10 protein-coding genes are annotated in these 12530 nt (G+C 55.2%); 5 read left to right on the top strand and 5 right to left on the bottom strand.

Annotated elements, in window-relative coordinates; genetic code table 11:
• Positions 1-121 precede the first annotated feature (121 nt).
• Entirely contained in the window at positions 122-1402 is a 1281-nt protein-coding gene (locus tag M3090_RS00975) for an O-acetylhomoserine aminocarboxypropyltransferase/cysteine synthase family protein (RefSeq protein ID WP_249053531.1), read from the bottom strand.
• A 113-nt stretch (positions 1403-1515) separates the two neighbouring features.
• Between M3090_RS00975 and M3090_RS00970 the strand changes: the two genes are divergently transcribed.
• From M3090_RS00970 to M3090_RS00950, 5 genes are all read left to right on the top strand, one after another.
• The gene (locus M3090_RS00970) at positions 1516-2517 is read left to right on the top strand and encodes an N-acetylmuramoyl-L-alanine amidase (protein ID WP_249053530.1); all 1002 of its coding nucleotides are present in this window, start codon (positions 1516-1518) and stop codon (positions 2515-2517) included.
• Between the two features lie 109 nt (positions 2518-2626).
• Positions 2627-2902, top strand: coding sequence for a putative quinol monooxygenase (locus M3090_RS00965; protein ID WP_249053529.1), 276 nt, complete (start codon positions 2627-2629; stop codon positions 2900-2902).
• Positions 2902-3774: a LytTR family DNA-binding domain-containing protein gene (locus tag M3090_RS00960; RefSeq protein WP_249053528.1), complete on the top strand. Its 873-nt coding sequence runs from the start codon at positions 2902-2904 to the stop codon at positions 3772-3774. The genes M3090_RS00965 and M3090_RS00960 overlap by 1 nt, the downstream gene beginning before the upstream one ends.
• 140 nt (positions 3775-3914) lie before the next feature.
• On the top strand, positions 3915-4334 hold the full coding sequence (locus tag M3090_RS00955; RefSeq protein ID WP_249053527.1) for a DUF2141 domain-containing protein: 420 nt from the start codon (positions 3915-3917) through the stop codon (positions 4332-4334).
• A 99-nt stretch (positions 4335-4433) separates the two neighbouring features.
• The gene (locus tag M3090_RS00950) at positions 4434-6338 is read left to right on the top strand and encodes a TonB-dependent receptor plug domain-containing protein (RefSeq protein ID WP_249053526.1); all 1905 of its coding nucleotides are present in this window, start codon (positions 4434-4436) and stop codon (positions 6336-6338) included.
• 71 nt (positions 6339-6409) lie between these two features.
• On the opposite strand, the gene M3090_RS00945 is transcribed toward M3090_RS00950, so the two are convergent.
• The 4 genes from M3090_RS00945 to M3090_RS00930 all read right to left on the bottom strand — a co-directional run bounded on the left by M3090_RS00945 (position 6410) and on the right by M3090_RS00930 (position 12437).
• Entirely contained in the window at positions 6410-6850 is a 441-nt protein-coding gene (locus M3090_RS00945) for a PepSY-like domain-containing protein (RefSeq protein ID WP_249053525.1), read from the bottom strand.
• A gap of 155 nt (positions 6851-7005) precedes the next feature.
• Positions 7006-9486, bottom strand: coding sequence for a right-handed parallel beta-helix repeat-containing protein (locus M3090_RS00940; RefSeq protein ID WP_249053524.1), 2481 nt, complete (start codon positions 9484-9486; stop codon positions 7006-7008).
• Between the two features lie 90 nt (positions 9487-9576).
• A complete protein-coding gene (locus M3090_RS00935) occupies positions 9577-10740 on the bottom strand; it encodes a MalY/PatB family protein (RefSeq protein WP_249053523.1) in 1164 nt (387 codons plus the stop codon).
• Positions 10741-11015: 275 nt separating this feature from the next.
• Entirely contained in the window at positions 11016-12437 is a 1422-nt protein-coding gene (locus tag M3090_RS00930; RefSeq protein WP_249053520.1) for an MATE family efflux transporter, read from the bottom strand.
• Positions 12438-12530 lie beyond the last annotated feature (93 nt).

The following is a 12530-nucleotide window of genomic DNA, read 5'->3' as shown; positions in this document are numbered from 1 at the left end:
CTTGCTTAAGAGGTCTTTCCGCAAAGTTAAGCATTTTCCGGATAAAAACGAAGCAATCCCCCGCCCGAAAAGTCTTTTTCTTGCGAAGGATTGCCTGTTCAGTATCGTCGGCGGGTGCGCTTCAGGCGTTCAGCGCCTGCTCGATGTCTGCGATGATGTCGTCGGCATTTTCGATGCCCACGGAGAAGCGGATGAGGTCGGGGCGCACGCCGGCTTCGATGAGCTGCTCGTCGGTGAGCTGGCGGTGCGTATGGCTGGCGGGGTGCAGCACGCAGGTGCGGGCATCGGCCACGTGGGTGACGATGGCGGCCAGCTTCAGGTGGTCCATGAAACGGATGGCTACGTCGCGCCCGCCTTTCAAGCCAAAGGAGATGACGCCGCACGAGCCGTTGGGCATGTATTTCTGCGCCAGTTCATAATATTTGTTGCCGGGCAAGCCGCAGTAGTTCACCCAGGCCACTTTGTCGTTCTTCTGCAGGTATTCGGCCACGCGCTGTGCGTTGCGGCAGTGCTGAGGCATGCGCAGGTGCAGCGTTTCGAGGCCAAGGTTGATCAGGAAAGCGTTCATGGGGCTTTGGATGCTGCCCAGGTCGCGCATCAGTTGGGCGGTGGCTTTGGTGATATAGGCCATCTTGCCGAATGCTTTGGTGTAGGTCAGGCCGTGGTAGGATTCATCTGGCTGGCAGAGGCCGGGGAATTTGTCGGCATGCGCTTCCCAGTCGAAGTTGCCGCTATCCACAATGGCTCCGCCCACCGAGGTGGCGTGACCGTCCATGTATTTGGTAGTGGAGTGCACCACGATGTCTGCTCCCCATTCGAAGGGGCGGCAGTTGATGGGCGTGGGGAACGTATTGTCCACAATGAGGGGCACACCGTGGGCATGGGCAATGCGGGCAAACTTCTCGATGTCCAGCACTTCGAGCGCCGGGTTGGAGATGGTCTCGCCGAACAGAGCCTTGGTATTGGGGCGGAAAGCCTTGCTGATTTCCTCCTCCGAGTCATCGGGATTGATGAAGGTCACATCGATGCCCATCTTCTTCATTGTCACGCCAAAGAGGTTGAACGTGCCTCCGTAGATGGCCGATGAGCACACGAAGTGGTCGCCTGCTTGGCAGAGATTGAACAGGGCGTAGTAGTTGGCGGCCTGTCCGCTCGAGGTGAGCATGGCGGCTACGCCTCCTTCCAAGGCAGCTATCTTGGCAGCTACGGCGTCGTTCGTGGGATTTTGCAGGCGTGTATAGAAATAGCCGCTGTCTTCCAGGTCGAAGAGTCGGGCCATCTGTTCGCTGGTTTCATATTTGAACGTAGTGCTTTGATAGATGGGGAGCACGCGCGGTTCCCCTTTCTTGGGAGACCATCCGGCTTGCACGCAGAGGGTCTCGGGCTTGAATTGCTTGGCCATAATGCTATCGTTTTTTATGAGTTTCTTATCAATTAACGCTTTGTCGGGCGCAAAAATACGGAAAATACTGTACTTTTGTCCGATAAAAGCTCTTTTTTAGCAATAATATAGATATGAACAGACTCCTTTTCATCCTTTTCCTTCTGCTCATGCCCGGCTTTCTGGCTGCCCAGCAAGCCACTGACAAGCCTCGGCGCGGCGAAGGCATCTCTACCTTCCTGGAGCGCAACGGTCGCCCGGGGCGTGCCTACTACAACGAATTTCTCGAGCTGAACAAGAAGCGCCTCAAGGGTAAGAAGGAGCTGATGTATGGTGTGAGCTATGTGCTTCCTCCAAAGCATGGCAAAGCCTCCGCGAAGGAAAGGCAGGGCAACGGCAGAACTTTGCACGAGCCTCTCTTCGGCAAGAAGCTGGACGATGTGAAGGTGACAGGCAGCCGTCTGGAGGGTGCCTGCTTCTACGTGGTGAGCGGACATGGTGGCCCCGATCCGGGAGCCATTGGTCGTGTGGGGCGCCACGAACTGCACGAGGATGAGTATGCCTACGACGTAGCTCTGCGTCTGGCGCGTAATCTTATGGCAGAGGGAGCTGAGGTGCACATCATCATCCAGGACAAGAAAGACGGCATCCGCAACGACCGCTACCTGAACAATTCCAAGCGTGAGACGTGCATGGGCGACCCCATTCCTCTGGGGCAGGTGGCGCGCCTCCAGCAACGGTGCGATAAGATTAACGCCCTCTATGCCAAAGACCGCAAGAAGTACAAGTATTGCCGCTCCATCTTCCTTCACGTGGACAGCCGGGGAAAGCGCGCGCAGGTGGACGTATTCTTCTATCACGCCGACGGAAGCAAATACGGCAGGCGCCTGGCCAGGAATGTGCGCGATGTCTTCGAGCAGAAATACCACCAGCATCAGCCCGGCCGCGGATTCGAAGGCTCGGTCAGCGCGCGCAATCTTTATGTGCTGAACAAGTCCACCCCCGTGGCCCTCTTCGTGGAGCTGGGCAACATACAGAACACCTTCGACCAGCGGCGCTTTGTCATTGCAGACAACCGCCAGGCGTTGGCCAACTGGCTGATGGAGGGGTTGGTGAAAGACTATCGTTCTAAATGAAGAACTAATAATGAATAATGAAGAATTTTCATGCCGGGGGAAAGGCAATGGCGTTCATCCTCCATTCTTCATTCCTCATTCTTCATTTTTAATTTTTAATTTAATAAGTATGCTTAGACTGAATGTTTTCATCCGGGTGGCTGCCGAGAATCGTGCCGCTGCCCTGCAAGCCGCCAAAGAACTGGTTGCTGCTTCGTTGAGTGACAAAGGCTGCATAGCCTATGATGTGTTCGAGAGCGCCACGCGCCCCGACGTGCTGATGATTTGCGAGACATGGGCCGACGAGGCTTCGCTCGATGCCCATCAGAAGTCCGCCCACTTCACTACCCTTGTGCCCCGCATCGAGAGCCTGGGCGAAATGAAGTTGGAGAAGTTTGAGTTCTGATGATTGGCCGATTGAAAGACATGTGGCGGGCGCCTTATCCCGCCTATATCGCTTCGTGGAAGACGGTGACCGTGCCTGCGGCCATCGTCTTCCTTATCCTTTATCTGCTGGAGCCTTTCGGTCTCTCGCGGCTGGAGAGCGGGCTGTTGTGGGTATCGCTGGGGGCGGCACTCATCTCGGCGGGCGTGTCGTCGGTCTTTGTGTGGGTATTGCCGCGGTTGTTTCCCCGCTGGTATGCCGAGCAGGGATGGACGTTGGGCAAGGAGGTGGTGAATACGCTTGCCTTGCTGCTGGCGATTGCCGTGTGCATATGGCTCTACGTGGCGTGGCTCACGGGCATGATGCTTTCGTTTCGTCTGTTTTTTATTGCCCTGCTTTGGGTGCTGATACTGGGGGCTTTCCCCACCGTGCTCTTTGCCTTATGGAACCGCAATATCCAGTTGGCAAGGAACTTGTGTGAAGCCCGGAAGATGAACCAGAGTTTACCTGTCAAGCCGGAAGTCGAGAAGCTTTCTTCCGTTCCTCTTGTCTTTCTGGGTGATACCCGTGAGATGCTGGAGATGGACGCCATGTCCTTTCTCTACGCGGAATCCGAGGGCAATTATGTCCGCTTGCATTATCTCTCTCCACACGACCAAAAACAAACTTCCAAACTCCTGCGCCTCACGATGAGGCAAGCCGAGGTGTCGGCTTCCGCTCCCTTTATTGTCCGGTGCCACCGGGCTTACCTGGTCAATTTGCACCGTGTGACCAGGGTAGATGGCAACTCACAAGGCTGCCGTCTTCGGCTGGAGGGATGTTCGGACGAAGTGCCGGTGTCGCGGTCGTATGTCAAGAAAGTGCAGACTCTGATAGCGGCAGGCAAGCGGTAATCGGCATGCCATTCATCCCAGAAAGTTTCCGTTCGTCCCTCTCTCTGCCCTTTTGTCACATATCCTTGTTGTCTGTCCCACTTGTTTTTCTTCCTCAGAATCAGTGCGTAAGTTTGCAGCGTAATCAAAACATTAATCGTATGAAGACAAAAGCAATGATTCTCTTCGCCGCTCTTTTCTTTATAGGAAGTGCGGCACGAATGCAGGCCCAATGCCTGACCCTCGAAGTACGCGACATCGACCGTCCGCAAGGCTTTCTCTATGTCGCCTTCTATTCCTCGCCGGATAATTTCCTGAAGAAACCCCTCACGGGTTTTCGTGTGGAGGTAAAAGACAAGACCGTCACCGTGCCTTGCGAAGGTTTGCCTGAAGGTACCTACGCCCTTGCCCTCTTCCAAGACCTGAACGGAAATGGGATGTTGAACACGGGCTCTTACGGCATCCCTCAGGAACCTACGGCTTTCAGCAACGATGCGCAGGGCGTGATGGGTCCGCCTTCGTTCGAGTCGTGCAGCTTCACGTTACGGCAGGACACCACCTTGACGGTGCATCTCCGATGACGCCCGGAATCAGGATTTTGATTCCCCAGTATTGGTAATCACACTCCCAAGCTTCGGGAGTACCATAAAAGGATATTCAAACAGATACGTTCCAAACTTATGAGACTGATTCTTGTCTTTCTCCTCGCGGGAAGCCTTTCCCTTCCCCTTCCGGCACAAACGACTTCTGCCGATACCATTCGTCTGACCCTCTCTACCGATACCATAGCATTGGACGAAGTGGTGGTGACCGAGCGGCGCACGCCTGCCGCTGCGGGTCGCTGGAGTGATATGAATCCTGTCGAGCTGGTCACAGTGGCCGGGGCAAACGGTGATTTCTATAAAGCGCTACAAACCCTGCCCGGCACCCAACTCCAGGGCGAAACGGGTCGCCTGCTGGTGCGCGGGGGTAGCAGCGAGGAAACACAGACCTACATAGACGGCTTGCATGTGTTGGTGCCTTATACATCGACGGGTATAAACTCGCCTGCACGAACCCGATACTCCACGTTTATGTTCAACGGTATCAATCTGGCTTCGGGCGGTGCACCGTTGGAGTATGGGCAGGCTCTCTCTGCCGTCCTTCCCTTGGAAACGAAAGATGAAAGTCCTGTCACGAAGTTGGGCGTGAACGCTTCCATTGTGGGGGTGGGTGGTGGAGGTACGCGGGCTTTCCATCGGGGTTCGCTCTCCGTGGACTTGACCTATCAGCATTTGGGGCTGTATAATAAAATGTATGGCAGCCGGCGCAAGTTCGAGGAGCCGTACAAGATGTTTTCCGCCGCCATGCAGTTCCGGCATTCGTTGGGCAAGGATGTCTTGCTGAAGATTTACGGGCAATTCGACCGCACCGATTTCTCCTCCTATGAGGACGAGGATACGCGCCGCCTTTTCGCCTTGGGCGAGGACAATGTTTACCTGAACGCCACCCTGCGCCGACCTCTGAAGGAAGGTTGGGAGGGGTACGTAGGTGCAGCTTTCTCCTATAATCAGCAAAGCATCGCGGGAGCGGCCCAAGCCAACGACCGTTGGAAGGAACGCCAACAAGAACTGCACGTGAAAGCCACGGCTTCGCGCCTTTGGGCCTCCGGCCTGCGCATCGGGGGCGGGATGGAGAGTTTCCTCCGTCGGTATGAGAATCGCTATGAGTGGCAAGAGGGAGAAAGTGAAGGCAAGGTCCGCCCCGTAGTGTCCGCCGCTTTCCTCTCCGCCACGTGGTTTCCGTGGGAACGACTGAAGGCAGAAGCTTCCGTGCGGGCGGAGCATACGGGATTGGACAAGCGGATCAGCCTTTCACCTCGCGTAGAGGTGGATGGTTATGTGGGGGATGCCGTGCTTTCGGCTACCGTGGGGCGTTATACCCAGCAGGCGGAATTCCGTTATCTGGCACTCCGGCCCGACTTGAATTCTTCTACCTGTTGGCAATACAACTTGGGCGTGCAATATGAACGGGGCGGACGCTTCGGCAAGGTGGAGGTGTATTACAAGGACTACGACCGCCTGCCCTTGTGGGAAGGCACGTCACTCACTGCCAATGGCTACGGGCATAGCGCGGGATTAGACCTCTTCTTTCTCGACCGAGCCTCGCTGAAGAATGTGGAGTACCGCCTCTCTTACACCTACAACCTCTCGCGCCGTCGTTATCTGGAGTACACGGAGCTGACCACGCCGCAGTATGCCACGCGCCACAATGCTTCCTTCGTCTTCAAGTGGTCCATCCCACGCCTGCGTCTCATCCTTAGTCTGACGGACACCTATACCAGTGGCCGTCCCTGGCACAATCCCGAACGTCCCGGTCTGATGAACGACGAGGTGCGTCCTTATAACAGTCTCGATATAGGTCTGACGTTCATACCTGCGCCGAAGGTCATTATCACGGCATCGGCCACGAACATCCTCTGCCGGCGCAACGAGTTCGGGCGGGTGGACGGGCGTCCTGTGCTGGCGTCGGCGGACCATTTCTTTTATGTCGGGGTGTTTGTCACGCTGGGCAAGAGGGCAGCATACGATGTGTCCAACTTCTGAGGGGAAGATAAAAAGAGAGACTGCACCAGAATGTCCTGATACAGTCTCTCACAGCTTAGAGCAAATCTCTCTTAGTCGTCAATGTCAACTACCTGCATCTGCTTGTTGAAGGTGATTTCCCAACGGTTGGACAGCTTGATTTCATATCCTCCGCGGTCATCGCGCTCGATTTGCAGGATTTGTGCATCGGGATAAGTGGTCTTCACGTATTCGGCAATCTGTGCGGGGACAATCGCTGCGGGTACTCCAGTCTGGCGGCAGCGCACTTCTGTCCATTCGCCCGACTTGTCGAACTCTACCTTATCGCCCGTGTTGAACACCACGTCGTAGCTCTTGCTGAACAGTTCCGTGTCTTGCGTTGCCAGTGCCACTTTGACGTCTTTGAAGTAGGTGTTGAGGAACGTCTGTGCCTTGGCGGGGAGCTGGTTTACCTGAACGGGTTTGTCATTGTCTGCCATTACCATGGTACTCATTGCAAACATCGCTACTACTGCTAAAACTAATTTCTTCATAATGCTTGGGTTTTTAAAGTGAATAATTGAATCGTTGTTTTCTTTTCGTACTGCAAAGGTAGAGGGCGAATTTGGAAAGAAACTGGAAGATTCAATTATTTCCCGATTTTTTTTCTTATTGCTGATGTGTGCTCTTGGGGGCAGGCATCCGTTTTTTATTCAGCCTCCTTTTCAACCAGTTTATGGGCCGGTATGCGGATGACCTTCTCCTTCTGTTCGCGGATAACTGTCAGTTTCATCTCCTGTTGCTGTCCGGCAGATTGCTTCAGATACTTGTGCAGGTCAGCAAATCCTGTGATGCGTACTCCGTTGATGCTTTGCAACAGGTCTCCGCTTTTCAGTCCCGAAGAAGCGGCAGTTGATTCTTCCTCCATTTCGCCGAAAGCGATTCCTGCTTGGTCAAACCCCACGCCAAAAGCCGACAAGCCATAGCCTTTGACTTCGGTGATGGTAGCTCCCATCCATTTTTGCGGAGCGGTGTCCGGGGTGGTCTGCTTTATGCGTGGTATCGGCAAGATAGGTTTCCGGGCCATCTGCTTGAGCCAGGCACTGCGTACGCCGAACTCATTCATGGAGAAATTCTGAAACCCGATAGCCTTGGCTGGTGAATCCTGGCTGACCCGATAGTCTCCTTGGGCAGTATTTAGGAAAAGAGGGTCGCCGTAACGCGAATGCGGGTCTGCTCCGTTTGCACGAAACTGCTCCATGTCCTGCTTTCCACCTACAAAGAAGTTGCGGTCTAATTCTTTGCCCCACTTGTCGTTGGCCTTTAGGTCGCTTTGCATGGCGGCAGGCTGATAGGCTGTAAAGACGATGTTGTGCATGAATACGTCGCCGTTGTCATGCGGCCAGACATGCGGGTGCAGGCTATTGTTCACAATAATGTTGTTGGTTACGATGCGGTCATAGCCTTCGCGCATTTTCAGTCCACCGTTCAGGAGCAGGTTGTTGTAGATTCGGTAGTGGCTGGAGCCGTCATCCAAATCAATATCCCAACCGTGGTCGCAGCGCCAGCGGTTGTGTCGGATGATGTTGGGTTCGGTCATATCCCACCACGTCATTTCCGGATTCCGGTCCACCAATCGGGCAAAGGTACGCACGTCCGGTGTCCAGTAACGGTCTCTTCCCCAGGAGTTGAAGCTACCGTGGTCTCCGGTTTCAAGCACCGTGTTGAAGATGTCGCAATATTCAATAAGGTGTCCTCCGAAAGTACCTTCGCTGATGTTGATGCCTGCACGCGGCACATCGTAGATAGAGCAATGGCGGACGGTTATTCTTTTCGACATAGAGATTTGTATGGGAGCGGTCTGTTTCTCATCCCGTCCTGTTCGGGTAATCAGGCAGTCTTCTACGAGGCATTCCATGGGGTAATTCTGTCCTTTGGGGCCGGGCAGTGTGTCCATGTGGGCATAGTCTTGGTTCCCGTAGCGGAACAGAGGGCTTCGTACCATCTGCGGGTCTCCTACGAAAGCGATGCCGTTGGCACCACTGTCGTGAATGTAGCACTCCCGGATGGTGATGCGACGGTTGTAGTTGTTGATGAAAATGGTATTGCCGCCTACCTGGTCGAACTCACAACGGGTCACCTGGCAGTCTTCTGCTCCGTTGTAGACGATAGCTCCTCCGCGGTAAACGGTCCAATCCGAGCGTAACAGCGGTTCCTTGTTTTCCATGAAAGTACGGCTGCTGTGCCTGAACACCAGTCCGTCCAGGTTGACACCCGTTACCGGTGCCTCTTGCGTACCGTTGAATTCTATCAGATGTTTGAGTCTGACTATTTCCGTGGTGGCTGCTTTCATGTCAGTTCCCGGTCCGGGTATGAAGCATAGTTCTTTTTCTTCCGGGTTGTAGAACCATTCTCCGGGTGCGTCCAGTTCTTCTTGGATATTCTCTACCATGCGATATACCGGATGCATGGGTGAGGGGCGGTTGTTTTGCCAACCTCCTTCCAACAGCAGAGAGTCTTTACCGGCTTTTCCTGTGATGAGCCAGTGCATATCGCCCCAGAGAGCGGTGTGCATGGCATGTACAATGCCTCCTTCCGGATGCTTCCAGCGGGTTATCCGCTGCGGGGTTAAAGGGGCTTGGGCGGCATCATATACGGCATTGTGTTCTAACGTCCAGGTGTCGAACACATTCTTTCCTTCTCCCGGTGTTGCGTTGGGGAAGCGTGCCATACGTTGCCTTTGTCCATTGATGTAAAGTTGGTCTATCTCAAAAGTGTCCGGCAATGTGGCCGCCCAAATGCCTTTGCCGCGTTGGTGCCATGACAGGCTCAGTTTCAGCCCGCCGCTGAGGATTGCTTTACCGGGATGTTGGGCGCGGTAGGTTACCGTGGCAGGATATGTCTTGCTGTCTTGTGCTGTAAAGCAGAAGGTTTCCGGCAGGTAATAGGTGCCGTCACCGATAATGACTTCTACGTTCGTATCGGGACGGTAAGTACGGGCGAGTTCCTGCGCTTTCTTGAGGGTGGCTACGGGTTGTTCCTGAGTGCCCGGCCATTGGTCTTTTCCTTGCAGGGATACATAGATGGTTTGTGCCCAAGTCCCGCTGATAAATGCCAATAGTCCTATGCAGGCAGCGGCTATTCTTTGGGTCCGGTTGACTTGGCAGTGCTGTTCTGTTTGTTTTCGCATGTGTATTCAGGTTAAGTGATTGATAAGAAGAAGGTCAGTCGGGAAGGCACAGAGAGAATCCTTGTGCTGTGCCTATCCGACTTCGTTGTTCTATTTCTGCAAGAACTCCGCAAACCGCTCCAGTCCTTCCAGCATCCGGCTGCGCGGGCAGGCAATGTTCCATCGCATGTAACCTTCGCCTTCGGAGCCATACATGGTACCGGCATTGAGCCAGAGTTGTGCTTTCTCCAGGAGAACGTGTTCCAGCTTTCCCGAAGACAGGTGCAGGGCTGTGCAGTCCATCCACTCCAGGTAGGTCCCTTCCAGTCGGGTGAGGGGGAATTGGGGCAGGTGTTCGGCACAGAAGGCGTGGAAGGCACGGTCGTTTTCCTCCAGGTAGGCGATTAGTTGGAGCAGCCATTCTTCGCCTTCAGCGGAATAAGCAGCCTCGGTCGCGATGACACCGAAGGGATTGACATCGCACACCTCGTTGATATTGATGGCCCGGTCGATGCGTGCGCGGATGTCGGCATCGGACGAGATGATGCTGGCTATCTGCAGGCCTGCGGTGTTGAACGCCTTGCTGGGCGATACGCAGGTGATGGAGTTGGCCAGACATTCCGCAGACACGGAGGCAAAGGGCGTATAGGTATGGCCGGAGAATACCAGCTCGCAGTGTATCTCGTCTGACACGACCCGCACGCCGTGGCGCAGGCAGATGTCGTTCAGGCGTGCCAGCTCGTCGCGCATCCAGACACGTCCGGCGGGGTTATGCGGATTGCAGAGCAGGAGCAGCCTGGCACGCGGGTCGGCAGCCTTGCGCTCCAGGTCGTCGAAGTCCATGCGGTACGTATCGCCCTCGCGCCGCAGCGGATTGGCCAGCAGTTCACACCCATTGTTGCGGATGGAGGAGAAGAAGCAGTTGTAGACCGGCGTCTGGGCAATCACCTTGTCGCCAGGCACGGTCAGCCCCTTGATGATGGCCGAGAGGGCAGGCACTACGCCCGAGGTGTACATAATCCAGTCAGTCTGCATGCTCCATCCGTGCCGGCGGGCAAACCAGGAGGCTACGGCTTCGTAATACGTCTGAGGCACGCGTGTATAGCCAAAGATGCCGTGCTCCACCCGCCGGCGCAGGGCTTCGGTGATGGCAGGGGCGGTGCGGAAGTCCATGTCAGCCACCCACATGGGCAGCACGTCGGCATCGGCAGCCGAGTCCCACTTGTAAGAGTTTGTGCCACGCCGTGTGATAAGTTCGTCGAAATTATAGTCCATAGTGTTCAGCAATTAGTAGTTAAGTAATTGTTCACATTTTTATATTATGAATGAGGATTTAGTTAGGACGCAAATAGTAGCTGCCTTTTACGTAATCATTCCGGTTTAGAGCCTTTCGTTTAAAAATCGCTCTCTCTGTCATGTTGAGTATTGTTCTCCCCCGTTTGGCGGGGGAGAACAACGCCCGGGGCAATGGTTACATCTGTGGTCATCTGTTATATCTGTGTTATCCGTGGTTTAAATCCTCATTTATGGCACAAACTGAATTTCAGCGTCTACTGTCGGCTGATTTTCATCCATTTCCCCCTTTCCAATCTTATCAGGAAGATAAGGCCGCGGAAGCAAAGCTCGATGCACATAGCCAGCCATACTCCGTTCAGTCCCATCGAAGGAGCCAGGGCGGCAGCCAGTGTCAGTCGTACAGCCCAGATGCTGAAGAAGTTCATCAGGCAAGGCACCAATGTGTTGCCTGCACCCACAAACACGCCGTAGGCCACGATGGCGGCGGCGAACATCGGCTCGGCAAAGGCTTCGATGCGCAAGGCCTCCACTCCTAAGCGCTGCACCTCGGCATCGGGTGTCATGCTGCCCATGATGAGCGGCGCCCCCACGTAGAGTATGACGCCCATCACCCCCATCACTGCCATGCCCATGCCCACGGTGATGCGTGCAAAGCGGCGTGTCAAGTCCTTGCGCCCGGCACCCAGGCTTTGGCCCACCAGGGTAGTGGCGGCATCGGCAATGCCGTAGCCGGGCATGTAGCACAGGCTCTCGGCGGTGATGCCGAACGAATTGGCGGCAATGGCAAAAACGCCTAGCGGTGCCACGATGACGGTGGTCATAATCTGTGCGCCGCAGATGACGATGTGCTCCACACCCATCGGCAGACCAATGTGCAGGGCCTTGCGCACGGTGCCCCACGTCGGACGGAAACTGCCCCGTTCGCCTTTCAGCTTCAGGTCGTTGGAGCGGGCTATCAGATACCACATCATCAACCCGGCCACCACGGCTTCGGCTGCCGCAGTGCCCAACGCAGCGCCTGTCACGCCCAGTCCGGCGCCCGGCATGTGCAGGCTGAGGCCGAACCACTCCACCTCGCGTGTGGGAAAGATAAGGAAGAAGTTGAACACCACGTCCAGCAGACACATCAGTACGTTGAGCAATCCCGGCACCCGCATATTGCCGCTGCACCGCAGCATGCTGCCCGCCAGGAAGTTGAGTTGGAGCAGCGGGAGAGAAAGGGCGAAAATCAGGAAGTAAGCGGATGCCCCTCTGTTGATTTCCTCTGTTCCCCCCAGCCATACAGGCAAGCTTCCGCTGATTAAAGCCCCGATGCCTGCCAATGCCAAGCTGAAGATGGATACGGAAAGAATGGCCTGCCGCAAGACAGCCCGTGCCTCGGCCAGACGTGACGCCCCCACATGGTGTGCCACCTGCACGGAAAAACCCGTGGCTGCTGCGCTGCAAGTCCCCCAGAAAAGCCAGGTAGTGGTAGACACCAGTCCGATGCTGGCTGCGGCGCCGGCACCCAAGCGGCCCACCATGGCTGCGTCGATGTATTGCATGGCAATGGCCGATATTTGTGCCACAATGCTGGGGATGCTGAGCTCTACGGTCAGTCGCAATTGCTGTCGCAGGGTCATGGCCTGACCGTTGCGGATGAGCAATAAAAGGCTGTCTGTCTTGTCTTTCTTCATAACATCGGCAAAGGTAGATGTTTTTTATGGTTTGGCAAATACCCGAATTACGGAAGCTGTGGTTTCAGTGCCTCATTATCCCGTCCGCCTCTG

Origin of the sequence: Bacteroides sp. ET71 (genome assembly GCF_023336905.1) — a bacterium.
In the GTDB taxonomy this organism is placed as follows: Bacteria; Bacteroidota; Bacteroidia; order Bacteroidales; family Bacteroidaceae; genus Bacteroides.
The sequence above is the reverse complement of the archived record's forward strand: the minus strand, read 5'-3'. Positions and strand labels throughout refer to the sequence as shown.